At 71.6% G+C, this 20901-nt stretch carries 18 protein-coding genes; 12 read left to right on the forward strand and 6 right to left on the reverse strand.

All coding sequences use genetic code 11. The annotated features are described in order from the left end of the window. Positions 1-33: 33 nt before the first annotated feature. Genes uvrA through QJ852_13325 form a run of 3 tightly spaced genes read left to right on the forward strand, consistent with a single transcriptional unit; the run spans position 34 to position 4009 of the window. Positions 34-3057, forward strand: a complete 3024-nt coding sequence (uvrA, locus tag QJ852_13315) for an excinuclease ABC subunit UvrA (GenBank protein ID WGX99390.1) — start codon at positions 34-36, stop codon at positions 3055-3057. 50 nt (positions 3058-3107) lie between these two features. Next, positions 3108-3587, forward strand: a complete 480-nt coding sequence (locus QJ852_13320; protein ID WGX99391.1) for a Rieske (2Fe-2S) protein — start codon at positions 3108-3110, stop codon at positions 3585-3587. Continuing rightward, positions 3584-4009, forward strand: coding sequence for a Rieske (2Fe-2S) protein (locus QJ852_13325; protein ID WGX99392.1), 426 nt, complete (start codon positions 3584-3586; stop codon positions 4007-4009). The genes QJ852_13320 and QJ852_13325 overlap by 4 nt, the downstream gene beginning before the upstream one ends. Here QJ852_13325 and QJ852_13330 read toward each other — a convergent pair. Then, entirely contained in the window at positions 3910-5271 is a 1362-nt protein-coding gene (locus QJ852_13330; protein ID WGX99393.1) for a pyridine nucleotide-disulfide oxidoreductase, read from the reverse strand. The genes QJ852_13325 and QJ852_13330 overlap by 100 nt on opposite strands. Positions 5272-5362: 91 nt before the next feature. On the opposite strand from QJ852_13330, the gene uvrC reads away from it, so the two are divergent. The 9 genes from uvrC to QJ852_13375 all read left to right on the forward strand — a co-directional run bounded on the left by uvrC (position 5363) and on the right by QJ852_13375 (position 13965). Continuing rightward, the gene (gene uvrC / locus QJ852_13335) at positions 5363-7321 is read left to right on the forward strand and encodes an excinuclease ABC subunit UvrC (protein ID WGX99394.1); all 1959 of its coding nucleotides are present in this window, start codon (positions 5363-5365) and stop codon (positions 7319-7321) included. Beyond that, on the forward strand, positions 7314-8180 hold the full coding sequence (gene rapZ / locus QJ852_13340; GenBank protein WGX99395.1) for an RNase adapter RapZ: 867 nt from the start codon (positions 7314-7316) through the stop codon (positions 8178-8180). Before uvrC ends, rapZ begins: the two co-directional genes overlap by 8 nt. Next, positions 8177-9172, forward strand: coding sequence for a uridine diphosphate-N-acetylglucosamine-binding protein YvcK (yvcK, locus tag QJ852_13345; protein WGX99396.1), 996 nt, complete (start codon positions 8177-8179; stop codon positions 9170-9172). Before rapZ ends, yvcK begins: the two co-directional genes overlap by 4 nt. A gap of 22 nt (positions 9173-9194) precedes the next feature. Continuing rightward, positions 9195-10181, forward strand: coding sequence for a DNA-binding protein WhiA (gene whiA / locus QJ852_13350; protein WGX99397.1), 987 nt, complete (start codon positions 9195-9197; stop codon positions 10179-10181). Positions 10182-10260: 79 nt separating this feature from the next. Continuing rightward, the gene (gene gap, locus QJ852_13355; protein ID WGX99398.1) at positions 10261-11259 is read left to right on the forward strand and encodes a type I glyceraldehyde-3-phosphate dehydrogenase; all 999 of its coding nucleotides are present in this window, start codon (positions 10261-10263) and stop codon (positions 11257-11259) included. Positions 11260-11263: 4 nt separating this feature from the next. After that, on the forward strand, positions 11264-12454 hold the full coding sequence (locus tag QJ852_13360) for a phosphoglycerate kinase (GenBank protein WGX99399.1): 1191 nt from the start codon (positions 11264-11266) through the stop codon (positions 12452-12454). Further along, positions 12454-13272, forward strand: coding sequence for a triose-phosphate isomerase (gene tpiA / locus QJ852_13365; protein WGX99400.1), 819 nt, complete (start codon positions 12454-12456; stop codon positions 13270-13272). The genes QJ852_13360 and tpiA overlap by 1 nt, the downstream gene beginning before the upstream one ends. Positions 13273-13299: 27 nt before the next feature. Then, complete coding sequence (gene secG / locus QJ852_13370) at positions 13300-13536, forward strand: preprotein translocase subunit SecG (protein WGX99401.1); 237 nt, start codon at positions 13300-13302, stop codon at positions 13534-13536. A gap of 69 nt (positions 13537-13605) precedes the next feature. Further along, the gene (locus QJ852_13375) at positions 13606-13965 is read left to right on the forward strand and encodes an RNA polymerase-binding protein RbpA (protein ID WGX99402.1); all 360 of its coding nucleotides are present in this window, start codon (positions 13606-13608) and stop codon (positions 13963-13965) included. Between the two features lie 68 nt (positions 13966-14033). Here QJ852_13375 and QJ852_13380 read toward each other — a convergent pair whose 3' ends face one another. From QJ852_13380 to tkt, 5 genes are all read right to left on the reverse strand, one after another. Continuing rightward, on the reverse strand, positions 14034-14993 hold the full coding sequence (locus QJ852_13380) for a hypothetical protein (GenBank protein ID WGX99403.1): 960 nt from the start codon (positions 14991-14993) through the stop codon (positions 14034-14036). Between the two features lie 172 nt (positions 14994-15165). Further along, positions 15166-15915, reverse strand: coding sequence for a 6-phosphogluconolactonase (pgl, locus tag QJ852_13385; protein WGX99404.1), 750 nt, complete (start codon positions 15913-15915; stop codon positions 15166-15168). Next, positions 15912-17558 carry a glucose-6-phosphate isomerase gene (gene pgi, locus QJ852_13390; GenBank protein WGX99405.1) on the reverse strand — a complete coding sequence of 549 codons (1647 nt, stop codon included), beginning with the start codon at positions 17556-17558 and terminating at the stop codon, positions 15912-15914. Before pgi ends, pgl begins: the two co-directional genes overlap by 4 nt. 2 nt (positions 17559-17560) lie before the next feature. After that, positions 17561-18667: a transaldolase gene (tal, locus tag QJ852_13395; protein WGX99406.1), complete on the reverse strand. Its 1107-nt coding sequence runs from the start codon at positions 18665-18667 to the stop codon at positions 17561-17563. A gap of 32 nt (positions 18668-18699) precedes the next feature. Continuing rightward, positions 18700-20811 carry a transketolase gene (gene tkt / locus QJ852_13400; protein WGX99407.1) on the reverse strand — a complete coding sequence of 704 codons (2112 nt, stop codon included), beginning with the start codon at positions 20809-20811 and terminating at the stop codon, positions 18700-18702. Positions 20812-20901 lie beyond the last annotated feature (90 nt).

The following is a 20901-nucleotide window of genomic DNA, read 5'->3' on the forward strand; positions in this document are numbered from 1 at the left end:
TTCGAAACGCACTTCGAGGGAATTGGACCGGTAGTGACCGATCAGCTGATCATCCGTGGGGCACGCGAGCACAACCTCAAGGACGTCTCGATCGACCTTCCCCGCGACTCCCTGATCGTGTTCACGGGGCTGTCGGGCTCCGGCAAGTCGAGCCTGGCCTTCGACACGATCTTCGCCGAGGGCCAGCGGCGCTACGTCGAGTCGCTGTCGGCGTACGCCCGCCAGTTCCTCGGCCAGATGGACAAGCCCGACGTCGACTTCATCGAGGGCCTCTCGCCGGCGGTGTCGATCGACCAGAAGTCGACCTCCAAGAACCCGCGCTCGACCGTCGGCACGATCACCGAGGTCTACGACTACCTCCGCCTGCTCTACGCCCGCGCCGGCCGCGCGCACTGCCCGACCTGTGGTGCGCCGATCGAGCGGCAGACCCCGCAGCAGATCGTCGACCGGATGCTCACCCTCGACGAGGGCACCCGGTTCCAGGTCCTGGCGCCGGTCGTGCGGGGCCGCAAGGGCGAGTACGTCGAGCTGTTCAAGCAATTGCAGACCCAGGGCTTCTCCCGGGCGCGCGTCGACGGCGAGACCCACAGCCTCGACAGCCCGCCGACGCTCGACAAGAAGCTCAAGCACACGATCGAGGTCGTCGTCGACCGGCTCGCGGTCAAGGCGTCGGCGAAGCGCCGGCTCACCGACTCCGTCGAGACGGCGCTGGGCCTCGCCGGCGGGCTCGTGGTCTTCGACCTCGTCGACGCCGCCAAGGGTGAGCAGAGCGAGTTGAAGTTCTCCGAGAAGATGGCCTGCCCCAACGACCACCCGATCGAGACCGACGACCTCGAGCCCCGGTCGTTCTCGTTCAACTCGCCGTTCGGCGCCTGCCCGGCCTGCACCGGCCTGGGCACCCGGATGGAGGTCGACCCCGAGCTGGTCGTGCCCGACCCCACCGCCACCCTCGCGGAGGGGGCGCTCCAACCGTGGAGCCACGCCCATGTCGCCGACTACTTCGGACGCCTCCTGATCGCCCTGGGCGAGGAGCTGGGCTTCGACGTCGACACCCCGTGGGAGCAGCTCTCGCCCAAGGCCCGCAAGGCCGTCCTCGAGGGCCATCCCACGAAGGTCCACGTGGTCACCCGCAACCGCTACGGTCGCGAGCGCTCCTACTACGCCGACTTCGAGGGCGTCCGGACCTACGTCGAGCGCCGCCACCGCGAGGCCGAGAGCGACACCAGCCGGGAGCGGTTCGAGGGCTTCATGCGCGAGGTGCCGTGCCCGGTGTGCTCCGGCAGCCGGCTCAAGCCGGTCTCGATGTCGGTGACCCTCGGGCCGCGCGACCGCGGCGGCAAGAACATCGCCGAGGTGTGCGCACTGCCGATCAACGAGGCGGCCGCCTACCTCGCCGATCTCGACCTGTCCGCGCGCGAGCGGCAGATCGGAGAGCGGGTGCTCAAGGAGATCCAGGAGCGCCTCAACTTCCTGCTCGACGTCGGCCTCGACTACCTCTCCCTCGACCGGCCCTCGGGCTCGCTGTCGGGCGGCGAGGCGCAGCGGATCCGGCTCGCCACCCAGATCGGTGCGGGGCTGGTCGGCGTGCTCTACGTCCTCGACGAGCCGTCGATCGGCCTGCACCAGCGCGACAACCAGAAGCTGATCGAGACGCTGGTCCGGCTCAAGGACCTCGGCAACACGCTGATCGTCGTCGAGCACGACGAGGACACCATCCGGGTCGCCGACTGGATCGTCGACATCGGACCCGGCGCGGGAGAGCACGGCGGCCAGGTCGTGCACTCCGGCACGGTCAAGGACCTGCTCGAGCACGCCGACTCGATGACCGGGCAATACCTCTCCGGACGCCGGGAGATCCCGGTGCCCGGCGTACGCCGCCCGCGCACCAAGGGGCGCGAGCTCAAGGTCATCGGCGCCCGCGAGCACAACCTCAAGGACGTCGACGTCGCCTTCCCGCTGGGCGTCTTCACGGCGGTCACCGGTGTCTCCGGCTCCGGCAAGTCCACGCTGGTCAACGACATCCTCTACACCTCGCTCGCCAAGCAGATCTACAACGCGCGCGCGATCCCCGGCCGCCACCAGAAGATCACCGGCCTCGAGCACGTCGACAAGGTGATCCACGTCGACCAGTCGCCGATCGGGCGCACGCCGCGGTCCAACCCGGCGACGTACACCGGCGTGTTCGACCACGTCCGCAAGTTGTTCGCGCAGACGCCCGAGGCGAAGGTGCGCGGCTACCAGCAGGGCCGGTTCTCGTTCAACGTCAAGGGCGGCCGCTGCGAGGCGTGCGCCGGCGACGGCACGATCAAGATCGAGATGAACTTCCTGCCCGACGTCTACGTCCCGTGCGAGGTCTGCCACGGCGCGCGCTACAACCGCGAGACGCTCGAGGTCCACTACAAGGGCAAGACCATCGCCGAGGTCCTCGACATGCCGATCGAGGAGGCCCAGGAGTTCTTCGCCGCCGTCCCGGCGATCGCCCGGCACATGAAGACGCTCACCGAGGTCGGCCTGGGCTACGTCCGCCTCGGCCAGCCGGCGACCACGCTCTCCGGCGGCGAGGCGCAGCGGGTCAAGCTCGCCGCAGAGCTGCAGAAGCGGTCGACCGGCCGCACCGTCTACGTGCTCGACGAGCCGACCACCGGCCTGCACTTCGAAGACATCCGCAAGCTGCTCGGCGTCTTGTCCGGCCTGGTCGACAAGGGCAACACGGTGCTGGTCATCGAGCACAACCTCGACGTCATCAAGACGGCCGACTGGATCATCGACATGGGTCCCGAGGGCGGCTCCCGGGGCGGCACCGTGGTCGCCGAGGGCACGCCCGAGGACATCGCGGCGACGCCCGGCAGCCACACCGGCCACTTCCTCCGGCCGCTGCTCGACGGGCGGGCGGCGGAGCAGCCGACCGGGCTCAAGCGGCCGCCGGCGGCGGTCGCACCGGCGAAGAAGGCGGCTGTCAAGAAGGCCACGGCGAAGAAGGCTCCCGCCAAGAAGGCGGCTGCGACGAAGTCGGCCACCGCCAGGAAGACTGCAGCCAAGAAGGCGTCGCGGTCGTAGTCGGATCGGGGTCTCAGCCGGCTCTCAACCGTGGCCCGTAGCCTGACGCCATGACTTCCTCCGTGAGCCGGCGGCGCGCACTGACCGGGGTCGCGACGCTCGGCGTCGGCGTTCCCCTCCTGGCCGCGTGTGGCGACGACGGCGCGACCGCCGACGACCCGGTGGCGCCCGACCCCACGTCGACCCCGACCTCGGCAGCGCCCTCCGATCCGGCGGGCGCGACCACGACGGCGGAGGCTGCGGCGGGTGGGCTGATCGCCACCGATGCCGTGCCCGTCGGCGGGGGCGTGGTGCTCAAGGACGAGGAGGTCGTGGTCACCCAGCCCGCGGCCGGCGAGTTCAAGGCGTTCACGGCGATCTGCACCCACCAGGGCTGCCTGGTGGGCTCGGTGGCGGACGGCACCATCCACTGTCCCTGCCATGACAGCTCCTTCTCGGCCGCCGACGGCTCGGTCGAGGGCGGCCCCGCCAACGGGCCGCTGAGCGAGATCACCGTCACCGTGGTCGACGGTGAGGTCCGGCGCGCATGACGGGGATCGGCGAGATCCGCGCCAGCCGCCGCATCGTCTTCTCCGGTCTCGGAGCGCTCGGCGTGGCCGCCGCGCTGGCCGGTTGTGCGGGTGGCGACGGAGACGGTGGGTCGTCCGGGCCGAAGGTCGCCGCGGGCGCGGAGCTGGCCACGACTTCCGAAGTGCCGGTGGGCGGCGGCATCGTCCTCACCGACGAGAAGGTCGTGGTCACCCAGCCGACGGCGGGCACGTTCCTGGCGTTCACGGCCGTCTGCACGCACCAGAGCCTTCTCGTGACCTCGGTCGAGGACGGCACGATCCGCTGCGCCAACCACGGTTCGTCCTACTCGGCGACCACCGGGGAGGTCGAGGGCGGACCGGCCGGCGGCCCGCTGGCCGCGGTCGACATCACGGTCGAGGGCGACCGGATCCTCGCCGCCTGAGCGCGCCAGCGCCGGTCGCGTGGGGAGTCCCGGCGGTCGAGCCGGGCATCGAGGACGAGCCGGGCGTCGTCGTACCGGCCGGCGCGCAGTAGGGCCGCGATCCGGGCCTCCTCGACGATCTCGCGCTGCGCGTCGGAGCCGCCGAGGCGCCAGGTCGACGTGCCCAGCGCGGCGAGGCGGTCGGCAGCTGCCGAGCTCCGCCCCGCCGCGAGGAGGCCGAGGGCGGCGGCGAGCGGCGCCACCACCTCCCGGTGGGTCGGGTTGGGGTGTGCGGAGCACCAGTCGGAGAGCCGCTGCAGAGCGGCCCGGTCGTCGACGGCCAGCAGCGCCACCGCGGCATGCAGGCCGAGGAAGGCCGTCCCGGGCCGTTCGAGCACGTCACGGCCGGTGACAGCGACGACCTCGTCGAGGGGTGGCACGTCGCGGGCATCGGCCGTGATGGCCCAGCGGAAGAGCAGCGACCCGCTGTCGACGAGGGCTCGGCAGCCGACGGCGTGGCGGGGCTGCAGTTGGCTGTCGTAGCGACTCCGGACGGCTGCCAGGTCGCCGGTCGACAGCTCGTGGAGCGCCGCGTGCCACGAGAAGTGGGTCAGGCTGTCGGTAGCAGCACCGGCGCCCGTGATCCACGCGTCCATCCAGGCGAGGCCGGCCGCATGATCGCCCGTCTCGTAGTGGGCGTGCGCGCGGGCATGGGCGGCGTGCCCGCCGGACGGCTCGGCGCTCAGCGAGCGGCACGACAGGTCCATCGCCTCGTCGAAGCGCCGCTGCTCCTGGCGCACGAACGCCATCAGCCCGGTGATCCACGGGTCGTCGCCGTACGCCGGCGCGGCGTCCTCGACGATCCGCCAGGCCGTCTCGGGGACATCGGTCACACCGGCGAAGGCGATGGTCGGCATCGCCACGGAGAGCAGCAGCGCGTCGAGCGGGTACGACGCCAGGTGGGTCACGAGGGGAGCGGGGTCACCCCGTAGGTGCTGCTCGACCGCGTCCACATGGCTGCGCTCGCGTTCGGTCGCCCGGGCGGCGTGCAGCCGCGCGTCCGCCAGGCGGGCCGCGATGTCGACCTCCACGCACATCTCGTGGCCGAGCAGGGCGAGCGCGGCATGCCCGAGCGCGAAGGTCGGGTCGAGGGCGATGGCCGTGGCGATCCGGTCGGCGGCGCCGGTGCGCAGCCGGAGCAGGTCGCGGACGCCGTCGACATAGGCGTCGGCGGCCAGCGGACCGGTGGTGAGCTCGTAGCCGTAGGCATCCCGACATCGCATATGTCTAGTAAAGCACGCGACTAAGACGAATAAAGATCGGTGCCGGATCCATGTGGAATCCGTGTCGGTGGCGGTCCGTAGGGTTGGCCTCGTGTCACCCGCGCTGAGCTACCGGCCGAAACCCGGCTCGATCCCCACCCAGCCGGGGGTCTACCGGTTCCGCGACCGCACCCAGCGGGTCATCTACGTCGGCAAGGCCAAGAACCTCCGGGCCCGGCTGTCGTCGTACTTCCAGGACATCGGCAATCTCCACCCGCGCACGGCGAGCATGGTCACCACCGCGACCTCGGTGGAGTGGACGGTCGTCGGCACCGAGGTCGAGGCACTGCAGCTGGAGTACTCCTGGATCAAGGAGTTCGACCCCCGCTTCAACGTGAAGTACCGCGACGACAAGTCCTATCCGTGGCTGGCGGTCACCGTGTCCGAGGAGTTCCCGCGGGTGATGGTGGGGCGCGGCGCGAAGCGCAAGGGCACCCGCTACTTCGGCCCCTACAGCCACGCCTGGGCGATCCGCGAGACCGTCGACATCCTGCTGCGCGTCTTCCCGATGCGCTCGTGCAGCAACGGCGTGTTCAAGCGCTCCAGCCAGATCGGGCGCCCGTGCCTGCTCGGCTACATCGACAAGTGCTCGGCGCCGTGCGTCGGCAAGGTGTCGCCCGAGGACCACCGCGCGATCGTGGACGACTTCTGCGAGTTCATGGCCGGCCGGACCCGACCGTTCATGAAACGCATCGAGCAGCAGATGTACGCCGCCTCCGATGCGCTCGACTTCGAGAAGGCCGCCCGGCTGCGCGACGACCTCGGCGCCATGAACAAGGCGCTCGAGAAGCAGGCGGTCGTCTTCGGCGACGGCTCCGACGCCGACGTGATCGCGCTCGCGGAGGACCCGCTCGAGGTCGCGGTCCAGGTGTTCTACGTCCGTGGCGGCCGGATCCGTGGCCAGCGCGGTTGGGTCGCCGACCGCACCGACGACGGCGACACGGCTGCCCTGGTCGAGGACTTCCTGCTGCAGCTCTACGCCGGCGTCGCGCCGGAGGACGTGCGTGACGCCGTGCCGCGCGAGATCCTGGTGCCCGCGCTGCCGGCCGAGCACGCGACCTTCGAGCAGCTGCTGTCCGACCTGCGGGGGTCCAAGGTCGAGATCCGGGTGCCGCAGCGCGGCGACAAGAAGACCCTCCAGGAGACCGTCGCCCGCAACGCCACCGAGTCGCTGGCCCTGCACAAGACCAAGCGCGCCAGCGACCTGACCACCCGCAACCGCGCGCTCGCCGAGATCGCGGAGGCGCTCGACCTCGACGAGGCGCCGCTGCGCATCGAGTGCTACGACGTCTCCCACATCCAGGGCACCGAGATCGTCGCGTCGATGGTGGTCTTCGAGGACGGGCTGGCCCGCAAGGGGGAGTACCGCCGGTTCGTGATCAAGGATCAGGACGGCTCCGACGACGTCAAGGCCATGCACGAGGTGATCACGCGGCGGTTCCGCCGGCTGCTCGACGAGCAGGCGCGCTCGGAGCTGCGCCCGGGCGACCCGGACGCCGGCACGGGGCCGATGCTGGTCGACCCCGACACCGGCCGGCCGCGGAAGTTCGCCTACGCGCCCGGGCTGGTCGTGGTCGACGGCGGTGCGCCGCAGGTCGCCGCGGCGCAGCGGGCCCTCGACGAGCTCGGCATCGACGACATCCCGATCTGCGGCCTGGCCAAGCGCCTCGAGGAGGTGTGGGTGCCGGGCGAGGAGGACCCGGTGATCCTGCCGCGCACCTCGGAGGGCCTCTACCTCCTCCAGCGGGTCCGCGACGAGGCGCACCGCTTCGCCATCACCCACCACCGCAACCGGCGCTCGAAGTCGATGGTCGAGAGCCTGCTCGACGACGTGCCCGGGCTCGGCGAGGTGCGCCGCCGCACGCTGTTGCGTCACTTCGGCTCGTTGCGCAAGCTGCGTGCGGCCACGGTCGAGGAGATCGCGGCGGTCCCGGGCGTCGGCCCCCGCACGGCCGCGGCCATCAAGGAGGCCCTGCACACGCCCAGTGGGCACAATGACGCCCATGGATGAGACGCACGGGGAGCTCGTGGTCGTCACCGGCATGACCGGTGCGGGCCGCAGCACCGCCGCGAAGGAACTGGAGGATCTCGGCTTCTTCGTCGTCGACAACCTCCCGCCCAGCCTGCTGCCCGAGGTGGTCCGTCTGGTCGACGAGAGCCATGGCCCGGCCCAGCCGGTCGCGGTCGTGGTCGACGTCCGCTCGGGCTCCTTCTTCCAGGGCCTGCGCAGCGCCCTGGCCCACGGCGTCGCCGGCCGGGTGGCCACCCTGGTGTTCCTCGACGCGACCGACGAGGTGCTGGTCCGCCGCCAGGAGGCGGCGCGCCGGCCCCACCCGCTCCAGCAGGGCGGCCGGCTGCTCGACGGCCTGCAGCGCGAGCGCGTCGTCCTGGCCGACCTGCGCTCCGAGGCCGACCTGGTCATCGACACCACCAGCCTCAACGTGCATCAGCTCACCGACCGCATCGCCGAGTCGTTCGGTACGTCGGAGGCGACCCGGTTGCGCGTGTCGGTGATCAGCTTCGGCTTCAAGTACGGCATCCCCGTCGACGCCGACTACGTCGCCGACATGCGCTTCCTGCCCAACCCGCACTGGGTGCCCGAGCTCCGCCCGCGCACCGGCCAGGACGCCGAGGTGTCGGCGTACGTCCTGGGGCGTCCGGGGGCCGCGGAGTTCGTCGACGCCTACGTGCCGCTGCTGGTGGGGGTCGCCGAGGGCTATCTGCGCGAGGGCAAGCGGTTCATGCGGGTCGCGATCGGCTGCACCGGCGGCAAGCACCGCAGTGTGGCGATGACCGAGGAGATCGCCCGTCGGCTGGGTGAGCAGGGGCACGTCGCCCGGGCGATCCATCGCGACCTGGGGCGCGAGTGAGCTCCGAGCAGCTCGGGGCGGACCAGCGGGCGCAGGCGGTCGTGGCCCTGGGGGGCGGCCACGGCCTGCACGCCTCGCTCAGCGCCCTGCGCCACCTGGTCGACGACCTCACCGTGGACGAGCTCACCGCCGTCGTCACGGTCGCCGACAACGGCGGCTCGTCCGGTCGGCTGCGTGGGGAGTTCGGGGTGCTGCCGCCGGGCGACCTGCGGATGGCGCTGGCCGCGCTGTGCGGCGACGACGAGTGGGGCGCCACCTGGGCCCGGGTCCTGCAGCACCGGTTCGCCGGCGACGGTGAGATGCGCGGCCATGTCGTCGGCAACCTGCTCATCGTGGGCCTGTGGGAGCTGCTCGGCGACCACGTCGACGCGCTGGACTGGGTCGGCCGGCTGCTCGGCGCGAAGGGCCGGGTGCTGCCCATGGCGATGACGCCGATGGACATCACCGCCGAGGTGCGCGGTCTCGAGGCGGGGCGCCCCGACGGGCTGACCTCCGTGCGCGGCCAGGTCGAGGTGGCGACGACCGGCGGTGTGATCACCTCCATCGCCCTCGACCCGCCGGACCCGGAGGTCGGCCCGGCCGTCATCGACGCGATCGCCGCGGCCGACTGGGTGGTCCTGGGTCCGGGGTCGTGGTTCACCAGCGTGCTGCCGCACCTGCTCGTCCCGCGGCTGCGCGAGGCCCTGGTCGCCACCGAGGCGCGCCTCGTGGTGGTGCTGAACCTCGAGGAGCAGGCGGGCGAGACCGGCGGCTTCGGCCCGGCCGACCACCTCGCCGTCCTGGCCGAGCACGCACCCGATCTCGGCATCGACGTCGTGCTCGCCGACCGGCGGTCGGTCGCCGAGGGCCTCGGTGAGCTCGAGGAGACGGTGGCCGCTCTGGGCGCCCGGCTGGTCGTCGACGACGTCGCCACCGACGACGGTGGCCCCCGGCACGACCCGGCCAGGCTCGCGGCGGCGTACGCCCGCGTCTTCGAGGCGTCGGATTGTTGACCCACGTGGGAGGATCGCCCCTATGGCGATGACGGCACAGGTCAAGGCGGAGCTCGCCAACATCCCGGTGACCAAGGTCTGCTGTCGCAAGGCCGAGGTCGCCTCGATGCTGAGGTTCGCGGGAGGGCTCCATATCGTCGGCGGTCGGATCGTCGTCGAGGCCGAGCTCGACACCGGTGCCGCCGCGCGACGGCTGCGCAAGGACATCTCCGAGATCTACGGCCAGGGCTCCGAGGTCGTGATGGTGCAGGGCAGCGGGCTGCGCAAGGGCAGCCGCTACATCGTGCGCGTCGTCAAGGACGGTGAGGCGCTCGCCCGCCAGACCGGTCTGCTCGACCAGCGCGGCCGGCCGGTCCGGGGCCTGCCGCCGGCGGTCGTCTCCGGCGGTGCCTGCGACGCGGTCGCCGCCTGGCGCGGGGCCTTCCTGGCCCACGGCTCGCTCACCGAGCCCGGCCGGTCGTCCTCGCTCGAGGTCACCTGCCCCGGCTCCGAGGCCGCCCTCGCGCTGGTCGGCGTGGCGCGCCGCCTCGGCATCCAGGCCAAGGCGCGCGAGGTGCGCGGTGTCGACCGGGTCGTCATCCGCGACGGCGACGCGATCGGCCAGCTGCTGGCCCGGCTCGGCGCCCACGAGACCCTGATGGCCTGGGAGGAGCGGCGGATGCGCCGTGAGGTGCGGGCCACCGCCAACCGGCTCGCGAACTTCGACGACGCCAACCTGCGCCGATCCGCGCGCGCGGCCGTGACGGCGGGGGCCCGCGTCCAGCGGGCGATGGAGATCCTCGGCGACGAGGTGCCCGACCACCTGCGGATGGCCGGCGAGCTCCGGCTGGAGCACAAGCAGGCATCCCTGGAGGAGCTCGGCCAGCTGCACGAGCCCGTGCTCACCAAGGACGCCATCGCGGGCCGGATCCGGCGCCTCCTGGCCATGGCCGACAAGCGCGCCGAGGACCTCGGCGTACCTGACACCGAGGCGTCGCTGACTCCCGAGATGCTCGCCGGCGACGCGTGACTCGACCCCTGACGGGGTTGGAACCTCCGGGATAGGGTCGGAGCACCGACGTAGGTCCCGCTCTCCCAGGAGGTTCGCAGTGACTGTTCGTGTAGGAATCAACGGATTCGGTCGGATCGGCCGCAACTTCTTCCGCGCGGTGCGCGCGAGCGGCGCCGACATCGAGATCGTCGGAGTCAACGACCTCACGGACAACGCGACCCTGGCCCACCTGCTGAAGTACGACTCGATCCTGGGCCCGCTCGACGCCGACGTCGAGGCGACCGACACCGCGATCACGGTCGGCGGCACCGAGATCCGGGCCTTCGCGGAGCGCGACCCGGCCGCGCTGGGCTGGGGCGACCTCGGCGTCGACGTCGTCGTGGAGTCGACCGGCTTCTTCACCGACGCCACCAAGGCCCGCGCCCACGTCGACGGCGGCGGAGCGCTGAAGGTGATCATCTCGGCGCCCGCCTCGAACGAGGACGTGACCATCGTGATGGGCGTCAACCACGACAGCTACGACCCGGCGGCGCACACGGTGATCTCCAACGCGTCGTGCACGACCAACTGCCTGGCCCCGATGGCGAAGGCGCTCAACGACGGCCTCGGCATCGTCAAGGGCCTGATGACCACGGTGCACGCCTACACGGCCGACCAGAACCTGCAGGACAACATCCACAAGGACCTGCGCCGGGCGCGCGCCGCCGCGATCAACATCGTGCCCACCTCGACCGGTGCCGCCAAGGCGATCGGCCTGGTGCTGCCCGAGCTCAAGGGGCGTCTCGACGGCTACGCCCTGCGGGTGCCGACCCCGACCGGCTCGCTGACCGACCTCTCCTTCGAGGCTCCCCGCGAGACCAGCGTCGAGGAGGTCAACGCGATCGTGAAGGCGGCCGCCGACGGCCGCTACCTGGTCTACTCCACCGACCCGATCGTGTCCTCCGACATCGTCACCAACCCGGCTTCGTGCATCTTCGACGCGCCGCTCACCAAGGTGATCGACAACCAGGTCAAGGTCGCCGGCTGGTACGACAACGAGTGGGGCTACTCCAACCGCCTCGCCGACCTGATCACGCACGTGGGCACTACGCTCTGACCCCGTGACTGAGTTCAACGGCCTCGGCGAGGTCAGTGGCAAGCGCGTCCTGGTCCGCTCCGACCTCAATGTGCCGCTCGACAGCGGCCGGATCACCGACGACGGCCGGATCCGTGCCAGCGTGCCGACGATCAGGGCACTGGCCGACGCCGGCGCCCGCGTCATCGTCACCGCACACCTGGGCCGGCCGAAGGGCGAGCCGGACCCGGCGTACTCCCTGGCGCCGGTCGCCGCCCGCCTCGGCGAGCTGCTCGGCGCGCCGGTCGCCTTCGCGACCGACACCGTCGGCGCCTCGGCCCAGGAGACGGTGGCCGCGCTGCGGGACGGCCAGGTCGCCCTCTTGGAGAACGTCAGGTTCAACGCCGGCGAGACCAGCAAGGACGACGTCGAGCGGGGCGCCTTCGCCGACCGGCTGGCCGGCCTGGCCGACGCGTTCGTGTCCGACGGCTTCGGCGTCGTGCACCGCAAGCAGGCCAGCGTGTACGACGTGGCGCAGCGCCTCCCGCACGCCATGGGCGGCCTGGTCGCCGCCGAGGTCGCGGTGCTGCGCCGGCTCACCGTCGACCCCGAGCGGCCCTATGTCGTCGTCCTCGGCGGCTCGAAGGTCTCCGACAAGCTCGGCGTGATCGACAACCTGCTCGGCAAGGCAGACCGGCTGCTCATCGGCGGCGGCATGGTGTTCACCTTCCTCAAGGCCGACGGCCATGAGGTCGGCAAGAGCCTCCTCGAGGAGGACCAGCTCGACACCGTGCGCGCCTACCAGGCCCGGGCCAAGGAGCTCGGCGTCGAGATCGTGCTGCCCACCGACATCGTGGTGGCCGACAGCTTCGGCGACGAGGCCTCCGCCCGCGTGGTCGCTGCCGACGCCATCCCGGCCGACACCCTCGGCCTCGACATCGGCCCCGCGTCGGGCAAGGCGTTCGCCGCCGCTCTGGCCGATGCGCGGACGGTGTTCTGGAACGGCCCGATGGGCGTCTTCGAGCAGCCCGCCTTCGCCGAGGGCACCCGAGCCGTCGCCGAGGCGCTCACCGGTGTGGCCGGGCTGTCCGTCGTCGGCGGCGGCGACTCCGCGGCCGCCGTACGCACGCTCGGGTTCGACGAGGCCGCGTTCGGCCACATCTCGACCGGTGGTGGCGCCAGCCTCGAGTATCTCGAGGGCAAGGAGCTCCCCGGCATCACGGTTCTGGAGGACTGATGGCTTCGACAAGCTCAACCGCCGGGGCGGCGCGCACCCCGCTCATGGCGGGCAACTGGAAGATGAACCTCAACCACGCCGAGGCCGTCGTCCTCGTGCAGAAGCTGGCGTGGACGCTGTCCGACAAGCGTCACGACTACGGCAGGGTCGAGGTCGCGGTGATCCCGCCGTTCACCGACATCCGGTCGGTCCAGACCCTCATCGACGGCGACCGGCTCTCCATCCGGTACGGCGCCCAGGACGTCTCGCAGCACAGCGCCGGCGCCTACACCGGCGAGATCTCGGCGGCGATGCTCGCCAAGCTCGGCTGCGCGTACGTCGTGGTCGGGCACTCCGAGCGGCGGCAGTACCACGCCGAGACCGATGCGGTCGTCAACGCCAAGGCGAAGGCCGCCCTGGGGGAGAAGATCACGCCCATCGTCTGCGTGGGCGAGGGCCTGGAGGTGCGGCAGGCCGGCGAGCACGTGCCGTTCACGATGGCGCAGGTCGAGGGCTCGCTCGCCGGGCTGTCCAAGAAGCAGGTCGCCGGTCTCGTCATCGCCTACGAGCCGGTGTGGGCGATCGGCACGGGCGAGGTCGCCACCCCGGACGACGCGCAGGAGGTCTGCGCCGCCATCCGCGGCCAGGTCAGGGAGTCCTACGGCGACGAGGCGGCCGACGCCGTCCGCATCCTCTACGGCGGCTCGGTGAAGGCCGCGAACGTCGCCGGGATCATGGCGAAGGCCGATGTCGACGGCGCGCTGGTCGGCGGTGCGAGCCTCGAGGTCGACGAGTTCGGCGGAATCTGCCGCTTCTACGACATGCCGGTGCTGTCCTAGCACCAGGTCTGACGTAGGATTCCTCGCGTGTCGACGCTGCTGACTGTTCTGCTCATCTTGACGAGCCTGGTCATGATCCTGCTCGTGCTCCTGCACAAGGGCCGGGGCGGCGGCCTCTCCGACATGTTCGGCGGCGGTGTGTCGAGCTCGCTTGGCGGGTCCTCGGTCGCCGAGCGCAACCTCGACCGTTTCACGGTCGGGGTCGGCGTGATCTGGTTCGCCTGCGTGATCGCGCTGGGCCTCCTGCTCGCCTATCAGAACTGACAGCACAGACCGTCTTGCAACCACACCCGGCGTGGCCGGGTGTGTCCGAGGGCTTGAGGAGAGAATCCGTTGGCTGGTGGTGGGAACGCGATCCGCGGTAGTCGCGTCGGTGCGGGTCCGATGGGCGAGGCCGAGCGTGGCGAGGCCGCTCCTCGTCAGGCGGTCACGTACTTCTGTGCGAACGACCACCGCTCGGTGATCACCTTCTCCGTCGAGGCGTCCGTCCCCGACTCCTGGGACTGCCCCAAGTGCGGCCTGCCCGCCGGCCTCGACTCCGAGAACGCGCCCCCGGCGCCCAAGATCGAGCCCTACAAGACCCACCTCGCCTACGTGAAGGAGCGTCGCTCCGACAAGGAGGCCGAGGTCATCCTCGACGAGGCGATCCAGCTGCTCCGCTCCCGCCGCAAGTCCGGCGAGATCATCTTCTGACCGACCCGGCGCATCTGAACGTCCTGAGAGCGCCGACCCGGCGTGTTTGAACGCGCCGGGTCGATGTGTCAGAGCGACCCGAAGCGCCGGCGGGCCTCGGCAGCGCCCTCCCGGATCAGTCGCTCCGCACACTGAGCGGGCCCGAACACCTGCTCCTTGCGGAGCGCCACGACGTGGAAGCCTCCCTCGTCACGTACGGCGGCCCGTCGCACCCGGTCGTGCGCGATCTGCTCCGGAGTGCTGTGCCACTCGTCGCCGTCGTACTCCGCGCCGAAGCGGAGCTCCGGGTTCCCGAGGTCGAGCCTCGCCAGGAACCGGCCCTGCGCCCATACGTCGAGCTGCGGGGTCGGCGCGGGCACGTTCGCCTCGATCCACCGGAGCCGGAGGACCGACTCCGGTGGCGACTCCGCACGCCCGTCCGCCAGAGGTACGACGGCCCGCAGGACGGTCACCCACCGCATGCCCTTGAACCGCGGGAGCCCGGCAGCGAGCTCGGCGGGGGAGAACGCCCCGAGCCGAAGCATCTGGTCGACAGCGGCCAGGGACCGATCGACCCAGCGGTCGCGACCGAGGTCCCATGCGGTGCGCACAGGAGTCGTCACCCTCAGCCCGCCGATCTCCATCACGTCCTCGGGCCGGAGTCTGCGCTCGCCGCTGTCCGCGAGGTCGTTGCGCAGCCGTCGGCCGGCTGGCAGGTACATCGAGATCGGGGCGAGCGCGAGGTGCTCTCCCGGTTCGAGCACCATGGTCGCGCCCGCGAGCCAGCCGGCGTGCCGGTCGCACACGACGGCGTCCGGTGGCACCACCAGCCGCAGGCAGGCGCAGCGCAGGTCGATGGTGTCGGGCAGCCGGCTGTCGACGTACACGCTCTTGATGGGGCGCCGCAGGAATCCCTCGGCGGTCAGCCACGTCAGCTCCCGCTGACGGAGGCCCTGGGCACGGGCGAGCTGATAGGTGAAGGGACGGTCGAGCGGAAGCGGGAAGGAGTCGGGAAGGAAGGGGAGGCCGGCAAGCTGCATGAGATCCATGGGCCCGGGATTGCCCCGGCCGACCCGTTACTCAAACTCGGGCGCGCGCGACCTGTGGACAGGAGCGTGAATCAACCGACCCGTCGTGTTCAAACGCGCCGGGTCGGCGGTCCCAGGACGTTCAGATGCGCCGGGTCGGCGCTCCCAGGAGGTTCAGACGCGCCGGGTCGGCTCAGATCAGCGAGGCCGCAGGGGCGTCGAGGAACCAGATCGTCTCGGCCCGGCCGCTGACACCGCGGGCGGGGGTCTCTCTGAGCGCGGCGTCCGCGTCGGCGGGGGCGACCTCGGCGAGGGCCCGGCGCACGGCGTCGGCCTTCGCCTCGCCGCTGACCAGGAACCACACGGACTGGGCCCGGTTGAGGGCCTCGAAGCTCAGGCTGACCCGTTCGGGTGGCGGCTTGGGGGAGTCGTGGACGGCGACGGTGACGGCGTCCCCGACGTCGAGACCGGGGTGGCCGGGGAACAGCGACGCGACATGGCCGTCGGGACCCACGCCGAGCATGAGGACGTCGAACTCGCCGTTGCCCTGCGCCCGGATCGTCTGGGCGTACGACGCCGCGGACTCCTCGACCGACCCGGCCTCGGAGGACGCGGGTGCGGTGTGGACCCGGACGGCGCCGACCTCGTCGAGGAATGCGGCCCGGGCCTGGTTGACGTTGCGGTCGGGGGAGTCGGCGGCCACGAAGCGCTCGTCGCCGAACCACAGCACCACGGCGCCCCAGTCGACCCCGGAGGCCGGCGCGAGGCGGGCGACCTCGCGATGGATCGCCTCGGCGATGGTGCCGCCGGTCAGCCCGACCTGGGGGACGTGTCCGGCGGCCTGCGCGTCCGCGATCCGGTTGAGCAGCTCACCGGCCACCGCGGTCGCGAGGACGCCGGCGTCGGCGTGCACCTCGATGAGGGGCTGAGGGGTCTCGGTCATCGTGGGCGCTGCTCCCGGTAGTAGTCGATCATCGCGCGGGTCGACGGGTCCTGCTCGGCCAGGACGGCGGCGTCGCCGGCGAGCGCGGGCGCGATCTGCACCGCCAGCTGCTTGCCGAGCTCGACGCCCCACTGGTCGAAGCTGTCGATGCCCCACACGACGCCCTGGGTGAAGGTGATGTGCTCGTAAAGCGCGATCAGCTGGCCGAGGACCGAGGGGGTCAGCGCGGGCGCCAGGATCGAGGTGGTCGGCCGGTCGCCCGGGAACACACGGGCGGGGACGATCGCCTCCGCAGTGCCCTCGGCGCGGACCTCGTCGGCGGTCTTGCCGAAGGCCAGCGCCTTGGTCTGGGCCAGGAAGTTGGCGAGCAGCAGCTCGTGCACGTCGGTGTCGCCGTCGGAGAGCGGGTACGCCGGGGTCGCGAACCCGATGAAGTCGGCCGGGATCAGCCGGGTGCCCTGGTGGATCAGCTGATAGAACGCGTGCTGGCCGTTGGTGCCCGGCTCGCCCCAGAACACCTCGCCGGTGTCGGTCGTGACGGGGGAGCCGTCCCAGCGCACGCTCTTGCCGTTGGACTCCATGGTGAGCTGCTGGAGGTACGCCGGGAACCGGTGCAGCGACTGCGCGTAGGGCAGGACGGCGTGGGACTGGGCGCCGAGGAAGTTGGCGTACCAGACGTTGAGCAGGCCCATCAGGGCCGGCACGTTCCGCTCCAACGGGGCGTTCAGGAAGTGGTCGTCGACGGCCCGGAAGCCTCCGAGGAACTCCTCGAACCGCTCGGGCCCGATCGCCACCGCGAGGGACGTGCCGATGGCGGAGTCGACGGAGTAGCGGCCACCGACCCAGTCCCAGAACCCGAACGCGTTGGCGGGATCGATGCCGAACTCCTCGACCTTGTCGAGAGCCGTCGACACCGCGACGAAGTGCCGGGACACCGCCTCCTCGCTCACACCCAGCCCGTCGAGCAGCCAGGTCCGGCACAGCCGGGCGTTGGTGAGCGTCTCCAGCGTCCCGAAGGTCTTGCTCGACACGATGAACAGGGTCGTGGCGGGGTCGAGGTCAGCGAGCTTCTGCGTCACGTCGGTCGGGTCGATATTGCTGACGAAGCGACACTCCAGGCCGGCCTGGACGTAGGGCCGGAGGGCTTCGTAGGCCATCACGGGGCCGAGGTCGGAGCCGCCGATGCCGATATTGACCACGGTTCGGATCGGCAGGCCGGTGAACCCGAGCCAGGTGCCGGAGCGGACGGCGTCGGCGAAGGCGTAGACCCGGCGCAGTACGGCGCGGACCTCCTCGATGGCGTCGGCTCCGTCGACCTCGAGGCGGGTCCCCGCGGCTCGTCGCAATGCGGTGTGCAGTACGGCGCGGTCCTCGGTGGCGTTGATGTGCTCGCCGCGGAACATCGCGTCGCGGCGATCGGTGAGCCCGACCTCGTCGCCCAGGGCGCGGAGCGCCTTCCAGATCTCCGGGGTGACCAGGTTCTTGGACAGGTCGACCCGCAGGTCGGCCGCCTGGACCGTCGACCGGGCCACCCACTCCTCATCGGCGAGGAACCGGCGCAGGTCGGGCCGGAAGCCGGCGGCCAGTTCGGCGAGCCGCCGCCAGGCCTCGGTCGTGGTCGGGTCGACGGGAGCCGCCGCCACGGTCAGGCCTCGGCCTTGTCCATCTGCGCCTGCACCGTGGCGACCAACTCGGTCCAGGATGCCTTGAACTTGTCGACGCCCTCGGTCTCGAGCACCAGGAAGACGTCGTCGAGGTCGACGCCCGCGCCGGCGAGCCGGTCGAACACCGCCTGCGCCTCGCCGCCCTTGCCGGTGACCTGGTCGCCGGTCACGTCGCCGTGGTCGGCGAAGGCCAGCAGGGTCTTCTCCGGCATCGTGTTGACGGTGTCGGCGACGACGAGGTCGGTGACATAGAGGGTGTCGGGGTACGCCGGGTTCTTCACGCCGGTCGAGGCCCACAGCGGGCGCTGGGGGTGCGCGCCGGCGTCGGCGAGGGCCTGCCAGCGGTCGGAGCCGGTGACCTCCTCGAAGGCGGCGTAGGCGAGTCGGGCGTTGGCGACGGCGGCCTGACCGCGCAGCGCGAGCGCCTCGTCGGTGCCGAGCCTCTCGAGCCGTGCGTCGATCTCGGTGTCGACGCGGGAGACGAAGAACGACGCGACCGACCGGATGGTGGCCAGGTCGATGCCGGCGTCACGGGCCTGTTCGAGGCCGGTGAGGTAGGCGTCCATCACGGCGCGGTAGCGCTCCACCGAGAAGATCAGCGTGACGTTGACGCTGATGCCGGCTGCGATGGCGGCCGTGATCGCGGGCAGCCCCTCCAGCGTCGCGGGGATCTTGATCAGGGCGTTGGGCCGGTCGACGGCCGCCCACAGCGCCTCGGCCGAGGCGACGGTGCCGTCGGTGTCGTTGGCCAGGGTCGGCTCGACCTCGATCGAGACGCGACCGTCGGCCGTCGTCGCGGCGGCCACCGGCGCCAGGACGTCGCAGGCGTTGCGGACATCGTCGGTGGTGAGCGCGAAGATCACCTGGTCGACGTCGGCGCCGCCCTCGACGAGACGGCGCACCTGGGCGTCGTACCGCTCGCCGTCGGCGATGGCGCCGGCGAAGATGGTCGGGTTGGTCGTGACACCCACGACTGAGCGGTCCCGGACGAGCTCAGCGAGGTTGCCGGTCTCGATCCGCTCACGGGACAGGTCGTCGAGCCAGATGGACACCCCCGCGTCAGCGAGGGCCTTGAGTCGATCGGTCATCAGTTCCTCCTGCTGCGGTGGGTGCGGTGGGCTCAGTCGCGTGCTGCTGCCGCCAGGCTCTCGCGGGCCGCCTGGACGACCGCCTCGGGCGTGAACCCGAACTCGCGGAACAGGGTGGCGGCGTCGGCACTCGCGCCGTAGTGGTCGATGCTGACGATCCGGCCGGCGTCGCCGACGTACTCGCGCCACCCCTGCCGGACGCCGGCCTCGACCGAGACGCGCGCCTTGACGGTCGGCGGGAGGACGGCGTCGCGGTAGGCCTGGGTCTGCGCGTCGAACCACTCCAGGCACGGCATCGACACGACTCGGGCGCGGACGCCCTCGGCAGCGAGCTGCTCGCGGGCGGCGACGGCGTACTGGACCTCGGAGCCGGTGCCGATCAGGACCACGTCGGGCTCGCCGCCCTCGGCGTCGATCAGGACATAGCCGCCCTTGGCCACGTCGTCGGTGGTCGCGAAGCCCTCGGCGCCCCGGGGGAAGGTCGGCACGTTCTGGCGGGTCAGGATCAGCCCGGCCGGCCGGTCGGTGTTGCGCAGCACCTGCAGCCACGCGGCTGCCGTCTCGTTGGCGTCGGCCGGGCGGACCACGTCGAGCCCGGGCATCGCGCGCAGGGCGGCGAGGTGCTCGATCGGCTGGTGGGTCGGTCCGTCCTCGCCGAGCCCGATGGAGTCGTGGGTCCAGACGTAGATCACCGGCACCTTCGTGAGCGCCGCGATCCGCACCGCGCCGCGCATGTAGTCGGAGAAGGTCAGGAAGGTGCCGCCGAAGATGCGGGTGCCGCCGTGGACGGCGATGCCGTTCATGATCGCGCCCATGCCGTGCTCGCGGATGCCGAAGTGGATGACGCGGCCCTGGTAGGGGTCGGCGGTCCACTCCGCCACGGAGCGGTCGAGCGGCAGGAACGACGGCGCGTCCTTGATGGTCGTGTTGTTGGAGCCGGCCAGGTCGGCCGAGCCGCCCCACAGCTCCGGCATGATCGGGGCGAGCGCGTTGATGACCTTGCCCGATGCAGACCGGGTCGCGACACCCTTGGCGTCGGCCTCGAAGACCGGCAGCGCCTCCTCGACGCCGTCGGGGAGGCGACGGTCCTTGAGGCGGTGGAGCAGTGCGGCCCGCTCGGGCTGGGCGGTCGCCCAGGCGTCGTACGCCGCGCCCCACTCCGCCCCCCACGCCTTGCCGCGCTCGACGAGTCCCCGGGTGTGGGCCAGGACGTCGGCGGGGACCTCGAAGCTCTGGTCGGGGTCGAAGCCGAGGACCTGCTTGGTGGCGGCGACCTCCTCGGCGCCGAGCGCCGAGCCGTGGGCGGCCTCGGTGTTCTGGGCGTTGGGGGCCGGCCAGGCGATGACGGTCTTGAGGACGATCATCGAGGGCTTGTCGGTGACCTCGTCGGCCGCCTTGAGCGCGGCGTACAGCGCCGGCACGTCCTCCTCGTAGTGGGCGAGGTCGGAGTGGTCGGTGCCGGTCCAGTCGACGGTCTGGACGTGCCAACCGTAGGCCTCGTAGCGCTTCGCGACGTCCTCGTTGAACGCGATGTGGGTGTCGCCCTCGATGGAGATCCGGTTGGCGTCGTAGATGACGGTGAGGTTGCCGAGCTCCTGGGTGCCGGCGATCGAGGACGCCTCGCTGGTCACGCCCTCCTCGAGGTCGCCGTCGGAGGCGAGCACGTAGACGTGGTGGTCGAACAGCGACGGGCCGTCACCCGCCTCGGGGTCGAGCAGCCCCTTCTCGCGACGCGCGGCCATGGCCATGCCGACCGCGTTGGCGAGCCCCTGGCCGAGCGGGCCGGTGGTGACCTCGACGCCGACGGTGTGGCCGTACTCGGGGTGCCCGGGGGTCTTGCTGCCCCAAGTGCGCAGGGCCTCGAGGTCGCCGAGCTCGAGGCCGAAGCCGCCGAGGAAGAGCTGGGTGTAGAGCGTGATCGAGGAGTGGCCGCATGACAGCACGAACCGGTCGCGGGCGATCCAGGCCGGGTCGGCGGGGTCGTGGCGCATGACCTTCTGGAACAGCAGGTACGCCGCCGGCGCCAGGCTCATCGCGGTGCCCGGGTGACCGTTGCCCACCTTCTGGACGGCGTCCATCGCGAGGACGCGTGCGGTGTCAACTGCCTTGCGGTCGAGGTCGGTCCACTCGAGCTCCGGGATCATGGTTCCGAGCCTACCGAGAGCGGGTGGGAGAGGGACATTCGCGTGGCGCCCGGCCGGCGTACGACCGGTCGGGCGCCACGCGGGCGGGCC

It is taken from the genome of Nocardioides sp. L-11A, from assembly GCA_029961745.1.
Classification (GTDB): domain Bacteria; phylum Actinomycetota; class Actinomycetes; order Propionibacteriales; family Nocardioidaceae; genus Nocardioides.

Bases quoted from the DNA above. Each gene is read 5' to 3' on its own strand.
- QJ852_13320 (WGX99391.1), top strand. From the start codon at position 3,108: ATGACTTCCTCCGTGAGCCGGCGGCGCGCACTGACCGGGGTCGCGACG.
- QJ852_13380 (WGX99403.1), bottom strand. From the start codon at position 14,993: ATGGATCTCATGCAGCTTGCCGGCCTCCCCTTCCTTCCCGACTCCTTC.
- tkt (WGX99407.1), bottom strand. From the start codon at position 20,811: ATGATCCCGGAGCTCGAGTGGACCGACCTCGACCGCAAGGCAGTTGAC.
- pgl (WGX99404.1), bottom strand. From the start codon at position 15,915: ATGACCGAGACCCCTCAGCCCCTCATCGAGGTGCACGCCGACGCCGGC.
- QJ852_13330 (WGX99393.1), bottom strand. From the start codon at position 5,271: ATGCGATGTCGGGATGCCTACGGCTACGAGCTCACCACCGGTCCGCTG.
- QJ852_13325 (WGX99392.1), top strand. From the start codon at position 3,584: ATGACGGGGATCGGCGAGATCCGCGCCAGCCGCCGCATCGTCTTCTCC.
- rapZ (WGX99395.1), top strand. From the start codon at position 7,314: ATGGATGAGACGCACGGGGAGCTCGTGGTCGTCACCGGCATGACCGGT.
- whiA (WGX99397.1), top strand. From the start codon at position 9,195: ATGGCGATGACGGCACAGGTCAAGGCGGAGCTCGCCAACATCCCGGTG.
- tpiA (WGX99400.1), top strand. From the start codon at position 12,454: ATGGCTTCGACAAGCTCAACCGCCGGGGCGGCGCGCACCCCGCTCATG.
- tal (WGX99406.1), bottom strand. From the start codon at position 18,667: ATGACCGATCGACTCAAGGCCCTCGCTGACGCGGGGGTGTCCATCTGG.